This window comes from Paenibacillus physcomitrellae (assembly GCF_002240225.1).
Taxonomy (GTDB): domain Bacteria; phylum Bacillota; class Bacilli; order Paenibacillales; family Paenibacillaceae; genus Fontibacillus; species Fontibacillus physcomitrellae.
The window spans coordinates 3,269,257-3,292,218 of the sequence record NZ_CP022584.1; the positions used below are offsets into that span (position 1 = coordinate 3,269,257).

Here is a 22,962-nt window from a genome sequence, read left to right on the forward strand (position 1 = left end):
AAGGGATCTCCCCAGGCAATGGGGAAATCCCTATTAGTTTATCTCTTGATTTGATCAGCTCTCTGTGAAAGAACCGAAATCGGTAATCTCCAGTTTGTAGGTGAACGTTACTTTCGACTCGGCGAACGTATCGTCCCAGTTCTCTTTGACCTTCTTCCAGACAGCAGGATGCTCAATGGCGAGCCTGTCGCCAAAGCCGGCCACATCGACTTTATATTCGGACTGCAAAGTGTGAATCAGATGCTGCATCATGCCTTCCAGCCGCTTCTGGATGACTTGACCGGTTTTCTCCGCATAATCATTGGATGTCGGGGTCTCCTTCTTGTTCCAGGTCTCGATGAGGCGGCCTTTAGTGGAAATGGACACCTTAAATGAAATGTCGTCCCCGTCGACGTAGCTTCTGATCTTGCTCTTCAGGGACTTGATCTCATAAGTGATGGGCTCGTTATCCCAGTCGTAGGCTTTAATGGCCCCTGTATCCCCTTTATTCCCCAGCCAAGCCAGACATTCGGTATCCTCCTGGTTTAAGGCTCCGATCCAGCGGCCGGAGGAACCCTTGATGATGCCTGCTCCGGATAATTCGATTTCCCCGCCCCCTGTGACCAGATTCTGCAGGATAAAGCTTTTCTCCGAATGCGTCAACGCGTCCAGTTTGGATAAAGAAACCGGGTTTAGCACCTTGCTCGTCCTATTAAGATTTCGCTGCATGCCAACGATATGGAACGCCGGCACGTCATTGGGTTCACTAGTTTCCAAGGCATCTCTGGCCAACCCTTCGGTGATATAGACGATGGTGCTGGGACGAATATCGTTGTCGCGTAATACAAAATCCGTGATCTGCTCGATAGTCTGATTCTTCAGGAGTTCAGTGGAGAAGATGATCACCTTAAGATGATGACCGATAATCGGCCGGTCAAGACGGATGGAGAACTGGCGGAAGATCTCAAGAATAGAGTCGCCGCTGCCCGAAACGTTCAGAAAGGCGGATTGTCCCTCGTTTTTCTTCTTCTCCTGGTTTCCTGTTAATTTGATCGGTACGATCTGGAGGGTTGTCATTACTTTATCCCGTTTGCCATAGGTCGCGCCTTTTGCTTCAAATTCTTTCTCCGTAGGGGCTGGCTGGCCGCTATCCAGCGCCATTCCTGCAAAAAGCGCCAGGTCTTCAATTTCGTGGCTGCTCCAGCAGCCCGTCAGCAGGACCGGAAGGAGCAGCAGGCAAAGGCCGAGGGATAGGAATCTTCTAGACATGCTGTTTCAATCCTTTCGTACGGAGGAGCCAAATGAGCGAGAGCAGCACCGGCAGCAGCAGAAACAGAACCAGTCCCATCATGCCGATGGCATCCCCCAGCGAGAAGAGATCCTGGACACTACCCGGCAGCATGGCCGAAAGGAAGATCAGCGGAACCATGCCGAGGACAACCGGAAGAAAGGATAACTTGAAGATTTGGGAAACCCCCAGCGAAGCTTGGAAAAAGAAGCTGCAGAAGTTGCAGAACATCTGCATCAGCCAAACGACCATGAGCGGGAATTCAAGCCGCTCTACAAAGAAACCGGTAATCTCGAAGCTTCTGACCAGATCAAAGGTCGGCCAGGTGCTGGTGATGATCGAATCGATCGAGAGACCGCCGATGACGAAGACGACTGTTAGGAAGTATAGAAGGATCGGTATGGCGATACCGCCCAGCATGGCCTTGACGGCTTGGCCGGGATGCTGCATGAAGGCAACCAGCGTCATTACAACCTCGCAGCCTGTATAGATCAGCACGGAAGACCTGAGACCTTGAAATACAGGGAGGATACCGCTGCCAAGTACGGGCCGCAGATTGTTGATGTCGAAGATGCGCAAGCTCGCTGCGAAAGAAACAAGCAGGATGAACAAGGTGATCGGCAGTACGATTTGAAAGACTCGGGCAATCGAGTTGATACCGCCGCAAACGAGGTAAGTGCCTGCCCATACAAAGGGAAGGATGACGGCCCAGCTTGGCGTGCCCTCCAGCAGGAAGAACAGCGTAACTTCGGTAAGCGTGCGAATCTCAAAGCCCGCGGTAATGACGAAGTAAAGAACCAGCAGCAGGCATAACAGCCCGCCCGGGAACTTTCCGGCGATTCTTCCGGCATACTGAAAAACGGTTTGGCCCGGAAACTGCTGGCAAAGCTTGACCATCAGCAGAACGACAAACACGATAATGATGCCTCCGAACAAGATGGTCAGCCAGGAATCTGGCGTCTTCACATCCTGGGTGACGCTCCGCGGCATGGTCAGAATCCCGGCGCCCAGCACGGTATTGGTGAGGAATACTCCTGCCTGGGAAGAGGTGAGTTTATCGTCGGTACGAATGAACAAGGTGATCGCTCCTATCCTGTGAGTTTAGGACTTCCTCTTGCTTTTTTGCGTTTTGAACATGGCTGGTCTCTGCTTCATTAAGGAAAGAGGCACCCGAAAGAAGAGATCCTTCCAGTCCCTGAGGCGAAAAGGAGACGCAGGAGTCAGGTAAGGGACTCCGAAGCTCTTTAGTTTGGTCAAATGGCTGCACAGCAGCAGGAAGAATAGAATCGTGCCGAACATCCCGAGCACCGCTGCAAACAGCATGCCGGCAAACCGCAGCAGCCGCAGCGTAATGCCGGCGCTGTAGGTCGGAATGGAGAAGGAGGAGATCGCCGTTACGGCTACGACAATGACCAGGAAAGGGCTGACTATCCCCGCCTGAACAGCAGCGTCCCCGATAATGAGACCGCCTACGATCCCCATGGCCGGCCCGATAGGTTTAGGAAGCCGGATGCCGGCCTCCCGCAGAATTTCGATCGAAATTTCCAGGATCAATACTTCAATTAACGGAGGGAACGGGACGCCCTGGCGCGTTTCAATGATGGTCAAGGCCAGCTCGGTCGGGATCAGACCCGGATGGAACGCAATCAGCGAAATATAGAGCGCGGGAGCCATAAGCGACATAAAGGCGGCAACAAAACGCAGCATTCGGATCGCCGAGCCGGACAGCCAGCGTTCATAATAATCCTCCGGAGATTGCAGCAGCATGCTGAAGGTGGCCGGAACAATGAGCGCGAACGGCGTGCCGTCCAGTAAAATGGCAACCCGCCCTTCCAGCAGAGCATTGATGACCCGGTCGGGCCTTTCGGTATTTTGGACCTGCTGGAAAGGGCTCAAATAGTTATCTTCGATCAATTGTTCAATATAACCGGAATCCGCAAGGAACTCGGCGTTGATCTTCTGAACCCGGTCCATGACCTCCTGAAGCAGATCCGGATTGACGATGTCCTTGATATAGGCGACCACAAGATCTTTCGACAGGCTTGTCCCGATCCGGAAGCTTTTCATTTCCAGCTGTTCGGTGTAACCCTGACGGCGCAGCATGGATGTGTTCTCACTGAGCACCTCGGAGAAACCAAGCCGTGGACCGCGCAGCAGCGCTTCGGATAAAGGCTCCGAAATCGACCGGTTGGCCCCGTTCGGCAGTTCAATCAGGAGCCCGCGGGGCAGGCCTTCGATCAGGAGGCCGGCATATCCGTACAGTACGGAGCGGTTAAAGCTGTCCAGATCCGGCGCTTCCGTCAGAATAGTGAAGGGAAGCTGGCTGCTGCTGGCCTTGCCGGAACCGGACAGGTCTTCCATGGTGGCCTCGAACATCAAGAACTCCATAATGCGCATATTCAGCAGCGGATCGCTCTGCATGCCATAAGCGTTATACAGCGTGGCCTTGGCATTCAGCTTCGTCATGGTAAATTCTCTTGCCGTCAGATCGTTGTTTCCGCCAATGCGGGAATGGATGGTCTGGGCATCCGCTGCATAATCTCCGCTGAAGGGTGTGGCTGATGGAGAAGCGGCGGCTTCCTTTTCCTGGTTTATAGCAGCGGCACCGGCATCTCTTCGAGAGTCGATGAAGGAGTACATCCGCTTGTACATTTTGACGGCGCAGATAGGGACCAGAAGGGCTATAAGGGCTTGGGCAAAAATGCCCCAGCTCGGGATATGACTGATGATGGATGACATAAGTAAGGTCTCCCTGCCTTGAATTCATGAGTGTATAGAAAGTTTTCCAAAGTTTTGCTGCTTTTAGTCAGAATATTCAAAGATTGATCTGTTTTTAAATCCATAAAAAATGAAATAAATGATTAAAATCTCCAACCAATAATGATAAACTAAGATCAGATTGATTCAGAAAAAAAGCTGTGCGGCCCAGCCGTACATCGGGTTTGTTTGGCGACTAAGCAGGAGCGCATGCATCCTTCCTGCAAATTGTAGGGTAGAAGGACGGTAATGATGAGCAACCGACAAAATCAAACTGACGTTATTTTAATTGGTGCCGGAATCATGAGTGCGACATTAGGGTCATTGCTGAAAGAACTAGTCCCGGATTGGAGAATCACCGTATTCGAACGGCGCGGCGGGGCTGGAGAGGAAAGCTCCAACGAATGGAACAATGCGGGAACGGGACATTCTTCTCTGTGCGAGCTTAACTACACCGTAGAACAGCCTGATGGAACCATTGATATTAGCAAAGCGATCAAAGTAAATGAGGAGTATCAATTCTCCAAGCAGTTTTGGACGCATCTCGTCAAGAGCGGCCGGGTACCCGATCCGCGGGACTTTATTAGGCCGGTTCCCCATATGAGTTTTGTGCAGGGTGAGAAGGATGTCTCCTTTTTGAAGAAAAGATTTGAAGCGCTTTCAATAAACCCGCTGTTTCCAGGCATGGAATTCTCCGAAGATCCGAAGCAGCTGGCGGAATGGATTCCGCTGATGATGCAGGATCGCACGGTTAATCAGCCTATCGCGGCCACGAGAATAGAGTCGGGAACGGACGTCAATTTTGGGGCGCTGACGCGTATCCTGTTTACCCATTTGAAGGATCAAAATGTCGACATCCGCTACAATCATCAAGTGAAGAATATCAAACGTGCCGCAGACGGCATGTGGGAGTTAAAAGTAAAGAATATGGGAAGCGGGACAACGGAACGCCATGCGGCCAAATTCGTCTTTATCGGCGGAGGGGGCGGCAGCCTGCATCTGCTGCAGAAGTCCGGCATTCCGGAAGGCAAAGGAATCGGCGGATTCCCGGTCAGCGGACTGTTTATGGTGTGCAAGAAGCCGGAGGTCGTGCGGCAGCATCATGCCAAAGTGTACGGACAGGCGCCTGTCGGCGCTCCGCCGATGTCGGTGCCGCATCTGGATACGCGGGTAATCAACGGGAAGGAATCGCTGTTTTTTGGCCCCTTCGCGGGCTTCTCGCCGAAATTCCTTAAATTCGGTTCCATGTTCGATCTGATTACTTCGGTGAAACTGCATAACCTGACCACGATGCTGGCAGCCGGCGTGAAAAGCTTCCAGCTGACCAAATATTTGGTTCAGCAGCTGATGTTGTCGAAGGAACAGCGGCTTGAAGCTTTGCGTGAGTTTGTTCCAAACGCAAACGGCGAAGACTGGGAGCTGGTCGTTGCGGGGCAGCGCGTACAGATCATTAAAGATACCGAAGCCGGCAAAGGGACACTGCAGTTCGGTACGGAGGTCATCAGCGCGGCAGACGGCTCAATAGCCGCTTTGCTTGGTGCTTCGCCAGGCGCCTCCACCGCCGTTTCGGTCATGTTGGAAGTGATCCGCAGATGTTTCCCGCAGCATTTGAAAGAATGGGAGCCGAAGATCAAGGAGATGATCCCTTCTTACGGCTTGTCCTTATCCCAGCATCCTGAACTTATCCAAGAAATTCACACTTCCACCGGAGAGGCGCTTGGCCTAGGGAACGGAGTTCATTAAAACGGCCGGGAACGGCCTTAAGCCATAACAACAGGCTGTCTCAAAAGGGTACAATCAAATGAGCCTGTCCCGGAATAGGGACGAAAAAACCTCCAAAACCACTGTATAAGTGGGGCTGGAGGTTTTCATTTTGTTTAGAAGTTAACTTGAGTGGGGGTATTTCGCTTATTTCCCTGCGTATAAATAGGATTTTACGCCGGGCCCGACGAAGGCTTTCCAAATAATCAGGTTAAAAGGGTTGCTCCAATCGATCTCGTATCCGCCGAACATTTCATGGAGCCGGTTGCTGTTGAAGATGATGCTGCCCTGCTGATCAAAGGCGACGCCGTCAACCCACAGCATCCAGTCGTCCGAGACAAATTCCCGGAAAGCGGGAATGGCCGGCGAGTAGATGCCCACGCCTTTCCCTTCCAGCATCGTGTAGAAAACGTTGCCTTGATTATCGGCATGCATCCCGTCCGTGGTGGTGCGTTTGCTGCCCAGAGAACGGACCGCCCGGCTGATGTCGGCGGAAGAGGCTTGAAAGTTTCGCAAAATGGAGGTGTCTACCGCATACAAATTGCGCCCGGTCACCGGGCAGTAATACAAGGTAGACCGGTCGGCGGATAAAGCGAGGCCGTCGGCGCCGGTACGGAGAGGGGTGTCTCTGTACACGGGTTTGTTATCGATGGAAAATTGGAAACCCGGGAAGTCCTGCGTACTGAAATGCCGGTCGAGCACCCGTCTAAGCGTCCTCGTCTTCATGTTGTAGATAATAATCCCGCCTTCAACCGGGTGGTCCGGCCAGCCGCTGCCCGAATCGGTGATGTAGACGAACCCGTTTTGATTATCTACCACCAAGTCATTCAAGAAAGAAGTGCGGTACGGGGCAATTTCATCTGGAATAATGATACAGTCGAGCATCCGGTCGGTATCCAGATCCCAGACGATGATTTTTTGCGAGCCTTCGGGGGAGGGGGCGTAGGCGATTTTTCCCTGATCGAGCAGCCACATGCGGTTGTTCTCATCGATCTCATACCCGAGCACGGACTGCAGGGCTTTGACCTGACCCGCTTCGTTCCATGACCAGCTTGGAAAAGCCTGCAGTACCGGCCGCCCGTCCTTCAGGACGATCCGGTTCATGGTGGCAGGTATGCCTTCGGCCCAGCGGGGCACGGAGACGTAATAACGGCCTTGGCGGTCAACCTTGACGCCGGCAGGCATAGCTTTTTTCCAAAATTGATTGTCCTCGAATTCCCGCTGCAATTGAACATCCGGAAAGCTCCAATCCAGCCGGTTCCAATGAAAGACCATCTGATAACGGTTTGTTGAGTAGGGCATGGTTTAACCTCCGAATTCGGGTGATTTACCTTGCTACTAACGTATATGCCTTCTGCTCCAAATGATGCAGTCCCTCAAAACCCTAATATTCTATGAAAACGCCTCTAATTATTCGGGTAGCCGGGGCAGTCCGTCTTGGGTAGAATGATGCGCAAGGACTGACACTAAGGAGGTTCATGATGTCTACAACGGCTTATCCATTTCAGAATACGTCCCTTCCGCTGGATGAACGGGTGAACGATCTGGTTTCCCGGTTTACGCTGGAGGAGAAAGTGGGACTGATGATTCAATATCAAACGGCTGTCGAGCGTATCGGCGTGAAGGGCTATAAGCATGGCACAGAAGCAGCTCACGGCATGGCCTGGCTCGGGGAAGCGACCGGTTATCCGCAGCCAATCGGCCTCGGATGCACCTGGGATACGGAGCTGCTGCAGCAAATTGGCAGCGCTATCAGTGACGAGGCGAGAGGGTTCTATAAGCGGAATCCGGAAATCAACGGGTTGACTCTCTGGGCGCCTACCGTCGATATGGAGCGGGACCCGCGCTGGGGCCGGACCGAAGAAGCGTATGGCGAAGATCCGATCCTGGCCGGAAAGCTGACAGCGGCATTGGTTAAAGGCATTCAGGGCGATCATCCGAAATACCTGAAAGCGGTTGCGACGCTTAAGCATTTCATTGCCAACAACAATGAAGTGGGCCGCGGTGATCAGTCGGTCAGCATTGATCCGCGCAATATGCGTGAATATTATTTGAAGGCGTTTGAAATCCCGTTTAGAGAAGGCGGCGCCCAGTCGATGATGACGGCGTATAACGCTATAAACGGCGTTCCGGCCAACCTGAATCCGGATGTGAACAATATTGTGAAGCAGGAGTGGGGCATGGACGGATTCGTGGTCAGCGATGCTTTTGACGTATCCGGTACGGTTCGCGATCATGGCTATTTGGACAGCTACAAGGAAGCGGTGGCCCGTTCGGTCAAGGAAGGCGGCATCGACAGCCTGACCGATGACGGCGAGCTGATGAAGCAGTCGCTTCGCGAAGCGCTGGAGGAAGGGCTGCTGACGGAAAGCGATCTGGATGCGGCGCTGCGCAACACGTTCCGCGTCCGTTTCCGCCTCGGCGAATTCGATCCGGAGGAAGATAATCCGTACGCGGCAATTGGCGAGTCGGAGATTCTGCATCCGGAGCATGCCGAGCTGGCCCGTGAAGCGGCGGGCAAAGCCATCGTGCTGCTGAAGAATGAAGGCGGCATGCTGCCTCTTCAGGCAGACCAGCTGAAGAAGGTGGCCGTGATTGGGCCGCTTGGCGGAACGGTCTACCGCGACTGGTACAGCGGCTCTCTTCCTTATGCGGTTACGCCGCTGCAGGGTATCCGGGAGAAGCTGGACGGTCATGGGGCGGAGATCTCGTTCAGCGAGGGCACGGACCGGATTAAGCTGAAGGAGAAGCAAAGCGGCTGGTACGTGCGGGTTCAGGATGGCGGGGAGGCGGCATTGGCTGCGGACGCAGAGACCCCGGAGCAAGCCTCCGTGTTTGAGATCACGGATTGGGGCTGGGGCAGCCATACGATCATCGCCGAGCAAAGCGGCAAATATTTGACGACCGATGACCGGATCGTTAAAGCTTCCGCCGATCAAATTTGGGAATGGTTTACGAAAGAAGTATTCCAGGTCCGTGCGGCGGAAGCGGGAGAGGGACTAGGACTGGGATTGAAAGTGAAAGTGGAACCGGAAGTGGTAGCGGAAGGGGAAGAAGGAGCACAAGGAGGAGGACAAGGAAGAGCGCAAGAAAGAGCACGAATAGGAGCACAAGAAACAGGAGCGCAAGAAACGGTGGATCGTGTGACCCTCTCCACCTGGAACGACATGCCGGTAACGGTGAAGGACGAAACCGGAGAACTGCTGGTCGGCAGCGGCAAAGCGGAAGAGACCGCTAACGAGATCAACGTTGCCGGCGCAGCTTCTGCAGCGGGCAGGGAAGAAGAGCCGATTACGGCTGCTGTCTTTGAGATGGAGAAGGTGACGGACAAGTTCCAGGCCGCGAAAGAAGCAGCAAGCGCCGCGGATGTAGCGGTGGTGTTCGTCGGCAATCATCCGCTGATCAACGGTAAGGAGACGATGGACCGGCCGGACATTACGCTGCCGGAATCCCAGGAGCAGCTGATCAAGGAAGTCATGTCCGTTAATCCAAACACCATTGTTGTTGTGGTGGGCAGCTATCCATACGCCCTGAACTGGGCGGATGAGCATGTTCCGGCCATTCTGTATACGACACATGCCGGACAGGAGCTCGGCCACGCCGTGGCGGATGTGTTGTTTGGCGAAGTGAACCCGGCGGGACGTTTGAACATGACCTGGTACAAATCGGTCGATCAGCTGCCGGAATTTATGGATTACGACATCATTCAGGGAGGCAGAACCTACCGCTATTTCGAAGGTGAGCCGTTATATCCGTTTGGACATGGATTGTCTTACAGTTCATTCCGTTATGATGAGCTAAGCCTTGACCGCAGCTGCGTTTCAGCGGACCAGGATGGCGGAGGAGGAGAGAGCGGACAGACGGTGACCGTGACTGCCCGCGTGACGAATACCTCAAGCCGTCCGGGCGAAGAAGTGGTGCAGCTGTACGGCCGCGCCGGACAGTCGCGCGTGAAACGGCCGCTGAAACAGCTGCTCGCGTTTCGGCGGGTGCTGATTCAGCCGGGTGAGACGGCTGAAGTGCACTTCACACTGCCGCTGTCCGAGCTGGCCGTGTGGGACGTGACGCGCGAGCGCTTCTGCATAGAGACCGGCTTATACCATGTAATGGCCGGTCCTTCCTCAGCGAATCTGCCGCTCAGCGCGGAGCTGGAGGTGCGGGGCGAGGTAATCCCGCCGCGCGACCTCAAACAGCCTGTGAAGGCGGTCAATTATGACGCCTACGAAGGCGTGCTGATCGGCGAATGCCGCGAAGGGGGCAGCGCCGTGGAAGTGAAGACGCAATCCGGCTGGATTGCGTTCATGGACGCCGAGTTTGGCGACGGCGTCAGGACGGTTAGGCTGCGCGCGGCGAGCCAAACGGCGGGTGCGGCCGAAGTCCGGCTGCAAAGCCCGGACGGCCCGCTTGCGGGCCGGGCCGAGCTGACAGCCGGAGGCGCGCAGGAGTGGCGCGACTATACCGCTGAGCTCAGTAGCGGCGTAAGCGGACGTCAGGACATTTATATCGTCCTGACGGGCAAAACATCGCTGAGCACCGTACAGTTTCAGTGATGAAGGCTGCTGCTTTCCAGCAGGCCGGGTTTCCATACAGGAATCCGGCCTGCTTGTTGGCCTGAATGAGTCAGTGAGTCAGGGAGGAGATATATCGGCGGATAGAGAAGTAACCCGGCTTGGTATCTGCCTAAATGGCTGGAGCGGACGCTCCCGGACATCGATGTTGAAGGAACCTCGATCCAGCAGCCCCACCTTAAGGGGGATAACGGCCCGCTGCAATGAGGTCCTTACAATTTCTTTGCTATCTGTTTACTATTTCCTTACTATCTTCTGCTTGCTGGGAAGTTACTGGATGGGAAGCTTACTGGATGGAGACCTTACTGGAGACTAACCCGCCCCAAATGGTATAATCTACAACGAATTCAGTATCGGGGGGCATGAAGGATGAATGAGGATCTTCGGGCAAGGCTGGAAGCGTACCATGAGGCCGATGAATATGAGAAAATTGTTGAAGCTGCAGGGGAAGTGCCCGCTGCGGATAGAGATTACGAGCTGGTCAGCCATCTGGGCCGGGCGCTGAACAACTTGGAACGTTACGAGGAGGCGGCTGAGCAGTTTCTGACTGTCGCGGAAGAAGGGCAGGACGATCCGCTTTGGCATTATCGCCTCGGACTGGCTTATTACTATCTGGAGCAGTATGAGGACGCTAAACGGGAATTTACGATAGCCGATCAACTGGAGCCCGGAGATGAGGATACGCTGGAGTTTCTGGATTGGATTCAGGAGAAAATGGAGCAGGAACCCGCAGCGGAATCCGGTGGTTCCTCCGCATCTGCGCCGGAAGGCGAGTCTGCTTCGACAGCATCAGCAGGTGCTGCTGAGGGACCGGCAGAGGCGATTGATGCCATTGACGCCGCTGCTGCTCCATCAAATGGAACTGCGGGAAAGAACGAATTGGCGGGAACGGCTTCGGAGTCAACACCAGCGCCAGCGGTGCATTATGACGGCGATACCAGGGCGAACAGCTCATCCAGCGGGTCCAACCCGGAACATTTTTGGGAGGACAGCCCGGAGGCCGTGGATCAATACGTGCTTGCCCCGCCATCGGACGAGCTGGTTGCCTCAGTAGAAGAAGAGCTGGTCTTCAAGCTGCCGGTGCATTACGTGCAGATGATGAAATTACATAACGGCGGTGTGCCGCGCAGCCGGGTACTCTCTGTTCAAGACGGCGACGACGGACAACAAATCGGGATTTCGGCGATTTTGGGAATCGGACGGGACAAAAGCTACTCCCTTTGCGGGGACCGCGGGAGCCGTTACTTGATCGAGAAGGAAGGCTTTCCCGAATTCGGTGTGGTCATTGGCAAATGCCCGGACGAACATCAGGCCATTATGCTCGATTATCGTGAAGCCGGCAATGACGGGGAACCGGAAGTGGTCCATGTCGATGGGGCCAAGAACAACAAGGTAACGCGGCTTGCTCCGGATTTCAAAACCTTTGTCTCAACGCTGGCTGATCGGACGGAAGCCTGAATTCTGTTGCGTATGCCTGGTTCCTGTTGCGGCAGCCTAATTTCAGGTGCGTGTGCCTGATTTCTGGTGCATAGGCCTAATTTTCAGGTGAATATGCCTTTTTTTAGCCGAAGATTCGAGGTGAATTGAAGCGTGTCCATTTCATAGGGATACGCTTCTTCTTGTTACCCGTGATAACTGAGCTTTTCCGAATAGCGCTGAATACAAGATCTAACTGCACCTAAAAACGATAAAAATATTTCAATATTTAATAAATAATATTTTTTTACCAAAATTTAAAGTCGTCCTAACATCGCCTTTACAATTCAAACTTATACTCTGAACCATAGCCAAGCTTCGAACCTATCGAATCGAAGGTATATGAACTAGGAGGAGAAACCTATGCGAGCACCGCTTCACAGAAATAAGCCTGTCCTTATCCTTGCTGTGTTTATGTTTGTCATCATGCTAATGACCGCGTGCGGGAATGCAAACACGGGAGACGCCGAATCAAGCTCCGCTAGCAGCAATTCCGCCAACAGCAGCTCCAGCAGCAGCCCTGCCGCAGACCCGTCTCAAGCGGCATCTTCTGCATCGTCTGTGCCCGAAGAAACGGTGGAGCAGTTATATGAGCAAGCCAAGCAGGAAGGCAAGCTGGTAGTCTACTCCACATCGGGAAGAGCAAATGATGCCGCGGAGACCTTTATGAAGCACTATCCGGGGATCAAGGTTGAGGTCAGTAAGGTGAAATCGGATGAGATGATGGATAAAGTCACCAAAGAGCAGGACGCCGGGCAGTTTGATCCGGATGTGATCCTGACGAAGGAGGTCAGCGGGGCTGTAGAAGAAGAGATGGTCAAGCCTGGCCGTTATGTCCGCTACTTGCCTGAAGACATTGCCCCGAAGGTCGATGAGCCTTACCGCACGGAAGCTGAGGCTTATGCCAACTACGTGGAGTTCCGGACGATTTTCTATAATTCTTCCCACTATAGCACAGCACCTGTAACGAACTGGTGGGATCTCATTACACCTGAATTTAAAGGAAAAGTATACACGGCCGACCCGCTGAGCTCACCTGCCTTTATGGACTTGTTCACAACGATGGTCATAAATAGCGATGACATGGCTGCTGCCTACAAAGAGAAGTTTGGCCAGGACATTGAGCTTCACGGAACGGAAAATGCAGGTTATGAGTTTATCAAGCAGCTGTTCGAGAACGGTCTGGTCGTCCTGAAAGGTAGTGACGATGTCCTTGATGCAATCGGCAAAGCCAACAGCGATGCTGTCGGTCTGGCGGTGTCCGGCGATGTTTCGAAGAATGAGGAGAAGGGCTGGACGATCCAACCTATCCTGGACATTAAGCCTAAAACGGCTGTCCCGGACTCCGGTTATCTCTTCCTTGCCAACAAAGCTCCTCATGAAGCGGCAGCCAAGCTGTTCATCCGCTGGATGATGGGCGAGGTGGACGGCAAGGGGGAAGGGCTTAATCCTTTTAACGAGTTAGGCTCCTGGGTGCCTCGCTCCGATGTAGAGACGAAGAATGACATGCAGTTTGAAGATCTCAACCTCTGGGCGTTTGACGGAGAAGCCCTGTACAATACCGCTCCGAAGGTTCGCGATTTCTGGATCAAACAAAAATAAAGGTGGAGAATTCATTGACAACCAAGGCGAAGCCGATCAACAAAACTTCACGGTTGTATAATCGAACCTTTAACTGGCTGCGAAATCCCGTTCAAATGATCGGGATAGCAGCCTTACTCTTGTTGTTCTATACAATCGTTTGGCCGGTTCTCGAGATGTTATATACCACTTTCGTGTGGCGGCAGCAGGATATGCGCCTTACGGCCGAAGCCCAGCCGGGACACCTCACCTTCTATCATTGGGTCCGGGTGCTGGCCAGCGACATGAGCGCCTCTTTATTCTATGAACCGGTCCTGCATTCTCTGGCCGTTGGATTCGCCGTTTCTGCCATTTCCATGGTACTGGGCTGCGGGCTGGCCTGGCTGGTGACCAGAACGGATATTCCTTTTAAGAAGATCATTGCCTTTCTGGCAGTCATTCCGTATTTACTTCCGTCCTGGGTGTTATCCCAGGCCTGGCTGACCTTCTTCAAGAATCAGAAGATCGGAGGAACGCCGGGCATTATGCAGTCGCTGTTTCATATTTCGCCCCCGGACTGGCTGTCTTATGGCTTCGTTCCGATAGTGCTGTCCTTGTCCGCCCATGACAGCGTCTATTTCTTTCTAATTGTAGGGGCGGCGTTAAGCTCCATGAACAGTCAGCTGGAAGAGGCGGCGGGCATGGCGGGGGCCGGGCGGTTAACGATTTTACGAAGAATTGTGTTCCCGCTGGTTATTCCCTCTATGCTGTCCGGCTTTATCCTGATCTTCACCAAAGCGATCAGCTCCTATGGCGTCCCTGCCTTGCTGGGCACCCCGGTCAATTTCGATATGATCTCTACGATGCTGTATTCCAGCATGCGTTCCCGGTTGACCACAGAGGCGAATGTGCTCAGCTTGCTGCTGATTGTAATTTGCATGGCGGCGATCTTCCTCAACCAGCGGATTATTGGACGGAGAAGAAGCTATGTGACGGTTACAGGCAAAGCCAGCGCGCGGACCTTGACTGCTCTGGGCCGGTGGAGAAGACCTGCGGCAGGGATGATTTTGGTGCTCATGGTTCTGATTGCGATTATCCCGCTAGTGGTTTTGCTGGTACAAACCTTTATGCTCAAGGAAGGGGTGTACAGCTTCAGCAACCTCTCCATGCATTACTGGTGGGGCGGCTCGGATCCCGATATTAACACCGGAGAGAAGGGCGTGCTGCAGAACCCGATCTTCAGTCTGGCTTTCAAGAATTCCCTGCTGCTGTCCGGCATCGCCTCGGTCATTGCTGCGGTCATCGGTCTGGCCCTTGGGTATGTTGTAGCCAGAGGCAAGCAATCGTGGGTGGGCCGGGCGGTTGATCAGATTTCTTTCCTGCCGTATCTGATTCCGGGCATCTCTTTGGCCGCCATTTATATTTCGATGTTCGCCAAGCCAACGCTGCTGATCCCGGCGCTTTACGGCTCGATGAGTCTGCTGATCCTGATTACGATTGTGAAGGAACTGCCGTTTACGGTGAAAGCCGGGAGCGCCGCAGTTATGCAGATCGGGCAGGAGCTGGAGGAGGCCGCGCAAATCAGCGGGGCTTCCTGGTTCACGCGTTTCCGGCGGATTCTGATGCCGCTCAACAGGAAAAGCCTTGTCTCCGTCTTTCTGCTTGTTTTTATCGGCGCGATGAAGGAGATGGAGCTGATTATCATGCTGGTGACGCCGCGGACGGAAACGTTAACCACGCTTACCTTTTATTATGCGGAGAAAGGATATGAACAGCTGACGAACGTCATCCTGATGATCATTATTGCAATCGTTATGGCCGTCTATCTGTTATCCGTCAAATTCGGCAAAGCCGATCTTACTCAAGGAATAGGGGGCTCCTGACATGGCTGTCATTGAAATGAGAAATATCAGCGTGTCTCTGGATCAGAAGCCTGTCCTGCGCAGCATTGATCTGATGATTGAGCAGGGGGATTTCATGACGTTTCTGGGACCCTCAGGCTGTGGAAAAACAACGCTGCTGCGGACCATCGCCGGACTGCAGAAGGCCGATACGGGCACGATCCTGATCGGCGGACGCGAGGTCGCCAACGGCGCAACGGATTATCATCTGGAGCCTTCCCGGAGAGGGCTTAGCCTGGTGTTTCAAAGCTATGCTTTATGGCCGCATATGACGGTGTTCGACAACGTTGCTTTTGGCCTTCAGATACAGAAGAAACCGAAAGCGGACATTCAAAGGCGCGTTCACGATGCGCTCGCCAAAATGCAGATTCCCGAGCTTGCGAAGAAATACCCGGGCGAGCTGTCCGGCGGCCAGCAGCAGCGGGTGGCCCTGGCGAGGGCGATTGTAACGGAGCCCGATATCCTGCTGATGGATGAACCTTTATCCAATCTGGATGCCAAGCTCCGCGTAGAGATGCGGTCCGAATTGAAGCGGCTGCATGAGGAGCTGAAGACGACGATTATCTTCGTTACGCATGACCAGCAGGAAGCGATGATGTTATCTACAAAAGTCGCGGTTCTCTCCGAGGGGAACATCGCCCAGCTGGATACGCCCAGACAGCTTTATAAGCGTCCGCAAACGTTGGAAATCGCTGAATTTATTTTTAGCACGGATACCCATATGAACTATTTGCCGGCCGAAGCCGCGCAGCAGCAGGGTGATTGCGGTCTGCAGACGCCGATCGGATTCTTCCCGCTGGAAGGCATGAACGGCCAGCTGGAGACGGGCACCGAGCTTATTGTAGCGGTCAAACCTGAGCATATTCGTTTGTATGAAGCCCACCTGCCCGGCAGCGTTCCTGTCAGCATCGAATCGATCGAGCAGGCAGGGGCAGAAACCCTGCTTCATTTACAGGCATCCGGCACAGAATTGGTCATGCGTACTTTAGACGATCCGGACGATGTGGAGCTTGGACGAACGGTATATGCTGCCCTGCGCAGCGATCAAATGAACATCTATCACAAGGAATCAGGGCGGCTTCTGGAGAAGACGTATCCTGTCCAAACTTATTCTGGAGGATTAGCCCTATGAGAATTGATTTTCACATCCATGTTAAGCTTTCGAAGAAGACGGAATTTAGTATAGAGCATTTTGACAGCATGCTGAATGAAGCCGCGGCAGCCGGGCTGGACGCCATTACGCTTACGGAGCATTTTAATACCCATCGTTTTGAGGGGGTTTACGGAACGCTGGATCAGCTCTTCCCCTGCAACAACCATTATTATGATCGAAATGGATTTAAGATTTTTACAGGCATGGAGGTTGATGTGGCGGAAGGCGGACATACTTTGGTCAGCGGACCGAAGGACAAGCTGCTGGAAATCCGGGAGCTGCTGACTCCGCATACTTCTCCCGGCCAATTTATCGGTCTGGATCAGCTGTTTGAGCTTTGTGAGCCGCGCGGGATGATGGTCATAGCTGGACACCCATTCCGTACGAATGCACCGCTTGAACATGTCGATCGCCGTCTGCTGAGCCGTTTTGATGCCCTTGATCTCAATGGCAAGGATCTTCACGAGATTGGAATTCAGGAGAATATCGCCAAGGTGTTGACGCTTGGATCCGAGCTTGGTGTTCCTGTCATTGCCGGCAGTGACGCTCATCAAATGTTCCAGGTGGGCTGTGTGTATAATGAGTTTCCCGGCGATTACGAAACCATTGCAGAGCTTAAAGAGGCAATTCGCTCCGGAAGCTATAAGCGGCATATTTCCCCGCATCTCGATCTTCAAGTGCGCGCAGCGAACACGGTCAAGAAACTTCTGAAGGCTAAAGTTGAGGTAGTCTGATGATCGACCTGACGTTTGCCAACCGGAAATTTTCACGGGGGCATCAGCGGATTGCAGACTATATCAGTAAAAATGTAGACAACATCCCGTACATGGTAGAAGAGGATTTGGCCCATGCTTGTGAAGTGAGCATCTCAACGGTCTCGCGATTCTGGGCGGAAATCGGCTTTAAGAACCTGAAGGATTTCAAGCAGCAGGTCAAAGATGCCGCCCAAATCTCTCCCGTTCGCAAGCTGCAGTCTGCTTTTGATAAGATGAGCGAGAACAGCCCTGGCGCCCATCTGTTAACCTCCGCTGATTATTTGGAGCAAACCGCACAGCATTTGGATCAGGAGCACTTCGAGCAGGCAGCAGCTATGTTAAGTCATGCGGGAACCGTCTATTTATATGGACCGGGCTCGGCTGAGGCTCTTGCCGCTTTGATGGACTTCCGGCTTATGCGGTTTGGAGTTGAAGTCCGCCGGCTGGACCGCGGAGGGCACGAGCTGCTCAACAGCCTCATTCATATTCGTGAACAGGATGTCATCGTCATCTTCGGGTTCGTTTCAGAATCGCCGGAAATGGCTGTTTTATTTGATTTTGCCCGCAGCCGCGGGTGCAGCACCTTATTGATTACCGATCTGCTCGTCAGCGATATGCGGCCTAAAGCGGATCTCGTGCTGTATACAGCGCGCGGCGAATTGTGGGAATTCCACTCGATGGTTGCGCCGATTGCTCTTGTCGAAACCTTGATTGTTGCGGTAGGCAAACAGCGGGGGCAGCAGGCTCTGCAGGGCAGCGAAGAGCTGCACAAGCTGAGGCACCAGTACCAGAGATGGCTTCCAAAGCGGGTTTAGCTTGAAAAAACATGCGGGAACAGCCGCTCTCGGCTGTATCCCCTTCGGTACAATAGCAAACAAGGCACCCAAATCGGGTGCCTTGTTTGCATTTTCAGTTGAAGCAAATGACTCAACGGATTAAACTTTTTCAACTGATACAGCTGATTTAGCTGAATTCACTGCTTTGGCTGATTCAACTGATGGCATTTCTTTAGCATTCTGTACTCAGACAACCCGGATTTATGTATACATAAAGAGAACACGACGGTTTCCTTTACAGGAAAATCGCCGTGCTCTCCCGGACTAATAAATTAAGTCAAGTTACTGATTTAACTCAATTTAACTTAACTTAAACTAAGCTTATAGGCTGTTTCAAACTAAGACTTACGCAAGACGCATTTTGAAATCTTCATAACCGAACTCGTGCTGGACCTTGCAGTCCCCGGATTTCTCCTTCAGCACTAGAGCCGGAAGCGGCATGCCGTTAAACGTGGTATTCTTCACCATCGAATAGATGGCCATGTCACCGAAGACCAGACGGTCGCCCGGCTTCAGAGGCTCATCAAAGGAATAATCCCCGATGTTATCCCCGGAAAGGCAGGTCGGGCCGCCGAGGCGGTAAGTGTAAGCTTTCTCGTCGGGTTCACCGGAACCGAAAAGCGGCGGACGGTAAGGCATTTCCAGCACATCCGGCATATGGCAAGAAGCGGAGGTATCGAGAATCGCGATATCCATACCGTTTTTCATCGTATCCAGCACCGTTGTCACCAGGTAACCGGCGTTCAGCGCAACCGCTTCGCCCGGCTCCAGGTAAACCTTCAAGCCGTATTTGGTCTGCATGCGTTTGATGCAGGCTTCCAGCAGCGGAATGTCATAATCTTCTCTGGTGATATGATGGCCGCCGCCAAAGTTGATCCATTCCATCTTGGACAGATAAGGCCCGAATTTCTCTTCAATCGCATCCAGAGTAGTGGCCAGGTCATCCGAGTTCTGCTGGCACAGCGTATGGAAATGCAGACCGGAAATCCCTTCAAGCTGATCAGGACGGAAGTTGTCGATCGTCACGCCGAACCTGGAGCCTACAGCGCAAGGATTGTAAATGTCGTGTCCTACCTGGGTGGAGCACTCAGGGTTGATGCGGAGGCCGATTTTCTTGCCGGCAGCTAGCACCTTTGCCCCGTACTTCTCCACCTGGGAGAACGAGTTGAAAATAATATGGTCGCAAATCGAGATAATCTCGTCGATTTGGTCATCGCGGTAAGCGGGGGCAAAGACATGGTTTTCTTTGCCCATTTCCTCGTGTCCAAGGCGTGCCTCATACAGGCCGCTGGACGCTGTACCGCTCAAATATTTGCCGATCAGCGGGTACGTGGTGTACATCGAGAAAGCCTTTTGCGCCAAAATGATGCTGGCACCCGTACGCTCCATGACACCCGCCAGAATTTTCAGGTTGTTCTCAAGAAGCTCTTCATCTACTACATAACAAGGTGTGGGCAGATCTTCAAAACGCATTTACTTCACGACCTCTGCTTCCTGTTTGACATCAGACTTCTCGTCTTCCGGATAAGCATCAACGATGACCGGATTGAAGTCTTCTACCCAAGGAAGTCCCCATTTGTTCAAGGCCTCCATGAATGGATCCGGATTGAACTCCTCGACGTTGTACACGCCTGGTTTGTTCCAGTGTCCTTGCAGGATCATCATGGCGCCGATCATGGCAGGAACGCCGGTTGTGTAAGAAACAGCCTGGGAGCCCACTTCTCTGTAGCATGCTTCATGGTCACAAACGTTGTATACGTAATAAAGTTTGTCTTTGCCGTCTTTCTTGCCTTTAAAGATACAGCCGATGTTCGTTTTACCTTTCGTGCGTGGTCCCAAGGATGCAGGATCAGGCAGAACGGCTTTCAGGAACTGCAGCGGAATGATTTGCTTGCCTTCGAATTCGATCGGCTCGATGGAAGTCATGCCGACATTTTCGAGTGCCTTCAGGTGTGTCAGATAGCTTTGTCCGAAGGTCATGAAGAAACGGATGCGTTTCAGACCAGGGATGTTAGCCGCCAGGGACTCCAGCTCTTCATGGTAGAGAAGGTACATGTCTTTCTCGCCGACTTCAGCGAAGTTGTAGACGCGTTTGACCTCCATCGGTTTCGTTTCGATCCATTCGCCGTTCTCCCAGTATCTGCCGTTCGCGGAAACCTCGCGGATGTTGATTTCAGGGTTGAAGTTAGTGGCGAAAGGATAGCCATGGTCGCCGCCGTTGCAGTCCAGGATGTCGATATATTCAATTTCATCAAAATAATGCTTCAGAGCATAAGCGGAGAATACGCCTGTTACGCCTGGGTCAAAGCCGCTGCCGAGCAAAGCGGTGATGCCGGCTTTCTCGAAACGCTCGCGGTATTCCCACTGCCATTTGTATTCGAATTTTGCAGTATCTTCAGGCTCGTAGTTCGCTGTATCCATGTAGTGCGTTTTGGTGGCCAGGCACGCATCCATGATAGTCAGGTCCTGGTAAGGCAGAGCCAGGTTCATGACGATGTCCGGTTTGACTTCGTTGATCAAAGCGATCAGTTCATCTACATTGTTGGCGTCAACTTGAGCCGTCGTAATTTTGGTTTTCCCGCCGTCCAGTTTCGCCTTCAGCTCGTCGCATTTGGATTTGGTGCGGCTGGCGATGCAGATTTCCTCAAATACTTCACTGTTTTGAACACATTTGTGAACAGCAACGGAAGCAACTCCGCCCGCTCCGATAATAAGCGCTTTTCCCATTTTCTCCATTCTCCTCTTCATCTTTTTTTAAAAAATAAATGTTCTTGAAAATAAACGGTCACGAATCAAAATAAAAAAGCAAGTGAACAAAACGCATCAACTGCGCATCATCACTTGCTTGCGATATCATTCGATATTAAGAAAGCCCTAAAAATGACCGGACAAGCCCGGCATCCATCAGCCATAAAAAAACCTGTTATGGATAAGCTCTTAATATTCAAATATATCGGGTTGGGATCAGAGTCTATTTAGCAAATAATTCGCCTTTACCACTCTTATTGACCGTTTCACAAGTTGATGTGCAGATGCACTGGTTGTAAAGTAACCAACTTATAAAATTTGAGCTTTTAACTCAATCAATAAGGCAACAAGAGTTGCCAATCGGCATTTGACCCGGCTGTCCGTATGGCCTTAACTTCTTTGGGAAGTGGTCAAAATTATCTGCTTGGAAAGATCTGATTAATATATTGAATATTAGCTTTCCAAAAATCATGCAAATCCATAATAACAGGTGCAGCCCCAAAGAGCAATGGAAAAAATAAAATTTTTTAAATATATTAAGGATGAAGCTTATCTTATCTGAACATCGGTTGATTTTTCGCAAAGAAGTTATTGGCATAAACGACCAAGGCCAGCAGCAAGGAAGCCACTGCCAGATAAATCAGGGTATAAAGCCAAAGTGAAGTTTGAATGATGAGCACCCCAAATCCATGTAAAACCATATCGCCCGCATAAAGAAGCACCGGGGCAAACAGGCGCCAGCCCCACTTTCGGCTGCCTATGGTAAAGGCCGTCAAGATGAATCCTTTAACGAATCCAACCGTAGCCGCAATAAAGACGTCATCTTTATAAATGTCCGTGTAGAGGCCGTAATGATAAAAGCGAAACCCGGTAACAGACATAATGAACATAACGATAGCGGTGCTGCTCCAGCACATCATCCAAAGCGAAATAAACCGCGTCCATTTGTGGCCGGAATGCAGAAACCCCGTCCAAAGCCTGGCGAATCCAAAGAAGAACAGCAAAACGATAAAGGTGTACTCTCTCCTCCACCAAAACCGGTGATAAATATGCAGATGTTCAAATCCCCATTCCACCCCCATCAAGCTGGCAGAAAGGACAACGAGCCACGGGAAGCGGAGAGAATATACAGACGCCACTAGAGCCAGAACTGGAATAATGAACAGGTTCGATGGGAAAGAACCTAAAATGTTGTCATAATACGGTTTGGAAAGTACGTCAGGCAGATATTCATAAGCGTTGCCGATAACCAGCACAAAGAACTCGGCCACAAAAACCATTCCAGAGAAGCAGAGGAACAGAACAAGCAGACCGGGCTGCCGTTTATTCCGGATTGTAAAGGTTAAGAGCGCGATACTGAGCAGAGCCAGAAATAAATAAGGAACAAAGTTAGGCATAGATCATGCTCCGATTTTCTTCTTAATATATCCGCCAGTCGGCTTGCGTTATTCATCCGGACAATAGAAAAAAGCCCTTCCGTGGAAGGGCCTGGTCTAAAAAGTTTAAAGAGGTTTACAGCTTTCTCAGCTCATGCAGAATATCTTCAGGGTCAAAACGCTGCATAAAATCTGGATTCACGTAAGCGGAGCGGATGATGCCGGACTCATCGATCATAAAGGTGGACGGGATCGGCAGAATCCACCGGTTTGTCGCGTTATATTCGGCCAGATCCATGCCCATCTTGTTCTTCATGACGTCCTGGAGATAGTCCGGAACATCGTACAGGATATTATAGAAAGCAGCCACAAGGCCGTTGTTATCGCTGAGCACCTGGAAGGTCAATTCTTCTTTCTCCTTCTGAGAAAGCGTGTTGTCCGGGCTCTGCGGGCTGATCGCCAATAGTTGGGCACCCAGTTCTTCGATTTGAGGCAGCACCTTCTGATAAGCCTTAAGCTGCATATTGCAGAAAGGACACCATCCCCCGCGGTAAAAAGTCAGCACAACCGGTCCTTTGGACAGCTCATCGTACAGATTAACCGTTTCTCCCAAAGCATTTTTTAAGGTAAAATCTTTAGCCTTCTGCCCTTCCTTCAGACCAAAAGGAATTCCCGATTCCTGCTGTTCCTGGATCGACCGGAACAATTCAGACTGGATTTCCAGAGGTGTATGGGCGATGAATTCTTGTTTGGCATCCGCCAGCGATTGAGTTAAAGACATAATAGTTCCTCCTCTTGGAGCTT

General features: G+C 52.1%; 16 protein-coding genes. 8 read left to right on the top strand and 8 right to left on the bottom strand.

All coding sequences use genetic code 11. The features are described 5' to 3' along the window. Positions 1-54 precede the first annotated feature (54 nt). From CBE73_RS14855 to CBE73_RS14865, 3 genes are read right to left on the bottom strand one after another with little or no spacing between them, the layout of a single operon-like run. Entirely contained in the window at positions 55-1,248 is a 1,194-nt protein-coding gene (locus tag CBE73_RS14855; RefSeq protein ID WP_094094867.1) for a Ger(x)C family spore germination protein, read from the bottom strand. Next, complete coding sequence (locus CBE73_RS14860) at positions 1,241-2,344, bottom strand: GerAB/ArcD/ProY family transporter (RefSeq protein WP_094094868.1); 1,104 nt, start codon at positions 2,342-2,344, stop codon at positions 1,241-1,243. Before CBE73_RS14860 ends, CBE73_RS14855 begins: the two co-directional genes overlap by 8 nt. 24 nt (positions 2,345-2,368) lie before the next feature. After that, on the bottom strand, positions 2,369-4,006 hold the full coding sequence (locus CBE73_RS14865) for a spore germination protein (protein WP_094094869.1): 1,638 nt from the start codon (positions 4,004-4,006) through the stop codon (positions 2,369-2,371). 270 nt (positions 4,007-4,276) lie between these two features. Here CBE73_RS14865 and CBE73_RS14870 point away from each other — a divergent pair, with 270 nt between their 5' ends. After that, positions 4,277-5,767, top strand: a complete 1,491-nt coding sequence (locus tag CBE73_RS14870) for a malate:quinone oxidoreductase (protein WP_094094870.1) — start codon at positions 4,277-4,279, stop codon at positions 5,765-5,767. A gap of 165 nt (positions 5,768-5,932) precedes the next feature. Here CBE73_RS14870 and CBE73_RS14875 read toward each other — a convergent pair whose 3' ends face one another. After that, the gene (locus CBE73_RS14875) at positions 5,933-7,087 is read right to left on the bottom strand and encodes a major royal jelly family protein (RefSeq protein WP_229752606.1); all 1,155 of its coding nucleotides are present in this window, start codon (positions 7,085-7,087) and stop codon (positions 5,933-5,935) included. A 176-nt stretch (positions 7,088-7,263) separates the two neighbouring features. On the opposite strand from CBE73_RS14875, the gene CBE73_RS14880 reads away from it, so the two are divergent. The 7 genes from CBE73_RS14880 (at position 7,264) to CBE73_RS14910 (ending at position 18,013) form a co-directional block, all read left to right on the top strand. Beyond that, positions 7,264-10,335 carry a glycoside hydrolase family 3 protein gene (locus CBE73_RS14880; RefSeq protein ID WP_094094871.1) on the top strand — a complete coding sequence of 1,024 codons (3,072 nt, stop codon included), beginning with the start codon at positions 7,264-7,266 and terminating at the stop codon, positions 10,333-10,335. A gap of 387 nt (positions 10,336-10,722) precedes the next feature. Next, positions 10,723-11,811 carry an SMI1/KNR4 family protein gene (locus tag CBE73_RS14885; protein ID WP_094094872.1) on the top strand — a complete coding sequence of 363 codons (1,089 nt, stop codon included), beginning with the start codon at positions 10,723-10,725 and terminating at the stop codon, positions 11,809-11,811. A 381-nt stretch (positions 11,812-12,192) separates the two neighbouring features. Beyond that, positions 12,193-13,431 (top strand): ABC transporter substrate-binding protein, encoded by a 1,239-nt coding sequence (locus CBE73_RS14890; protein ID WP_229752605.1) that lies wholly within the window; start codon positions 12,193-12,195, stop codon positions 13,429-13,431. 14 nt (positions 13,432-13,445) lie between these two features. Beyond that, positions 13,446-15,272: an ABC transporter permease gene (locus CBE73_RS14895; protein ID WP_229752604.1), complete on the top strand. Its 1,827-nt coding sequence runs from the start codon at positions 13,446-13,448 to the stop codon at positions 15,270-15,272. A 1-nt stretch (position 15,273) separates the two neighbouring features. Beyond that, complete coding sequence (locus tag CBE73_RS14900; RefSeq protein ID WP_094094873.1) at positions 15,274-16,422, top strand: ABC transporter ATP-binding protein; 1,149 nt, start codon at positions 15,274-15,276, stop codon at positions 16,420-16,422. Beyond that, positions 16,419-17,177: a PHP-associated domain-containing protein gene (locus CBE73_RS14905; RefSeq protein WP_094094874.1), complete on the top strand. Its 759-nt coding sequence runs from the start codon at positions 16,419-16,421 to the stop codon at positions 17,175-17,177. The genes CBE73_RS14900 and CBE73_RS14905 overlap by 4 nt, the downstream gene beginning before the upstream one ends. Next, the gene (locus CBE73_RS14910; RefSeq protein ID WP_094094875.1) at positions 17,177-18,013 is read left to right on the top strand and encodes a MurR/RpiR family transcriptional regulator; all 837 of its coding nucleotides are present in this window, start codon (positions 17,177-17,179) and stop codon (positions 18,011-18,013) included. Before CBE73_RS14905 ends, CBE73_RS14910 begins: the two co-directional genes overlap by 1 nt. A gap of 366 nt (positions 18,014-18,379) precedes the next feature. Here the strand turns inward: CBE73_RS14910 and nspC are convergent, their stop codons facing one another. From nspC to CBE73_RS14930, 4 genes are all read right to left on the bottom strand, one after another. Further along, positions 18,380-19,507, bottom strand: coding sequence for a carboxynorspermidine decarboxylase (nspC, locus tag CBE73_RS14915; protein ID WP_094094876.1), 1,128 nt, complete (start codon positions 19,505-19,507; stop codon positions 18,380-18,382). Continuing rightward, the gene (locus CBE73_RS14920; RefSeq protein ID WP_094094877.1) at positions 19,508-20,761 is read right to left on the bottom strand and encodes a saccharopine dehydrogenase family protein; all 1,254 of its coding nucleotides are present in this window, start codon (positions 20,759-20,761) and stop codon (positions 19,508-19,510) included. A 575-nt stretch (positions 20,762-21,336) separates the two neighbouring features. Beyond that, entirely contained in the window at positions 21,337-22,179 is an 843-nt protein-coding gene (locus CBE73_RS14925; RefSeq protein ID WP_094094878.1) for a hypothetical protein, read from the bottom strand. Positions 22,180-22,294: 115 nt separating this feature from the next. Beyond that, positions 22,295-22,939: a peroxiredoxin-like family protein gene (locus CBE73_RS14930; protein WP_094094879.1), complete on the bottom strand. Its 645-nt coding sequence runs from the start codon at positions 22,937-22,939 to the stop codon at positions 22,295-22,297. Positions 22,940-22,962 lie beyond the last annotated feature (23 nt).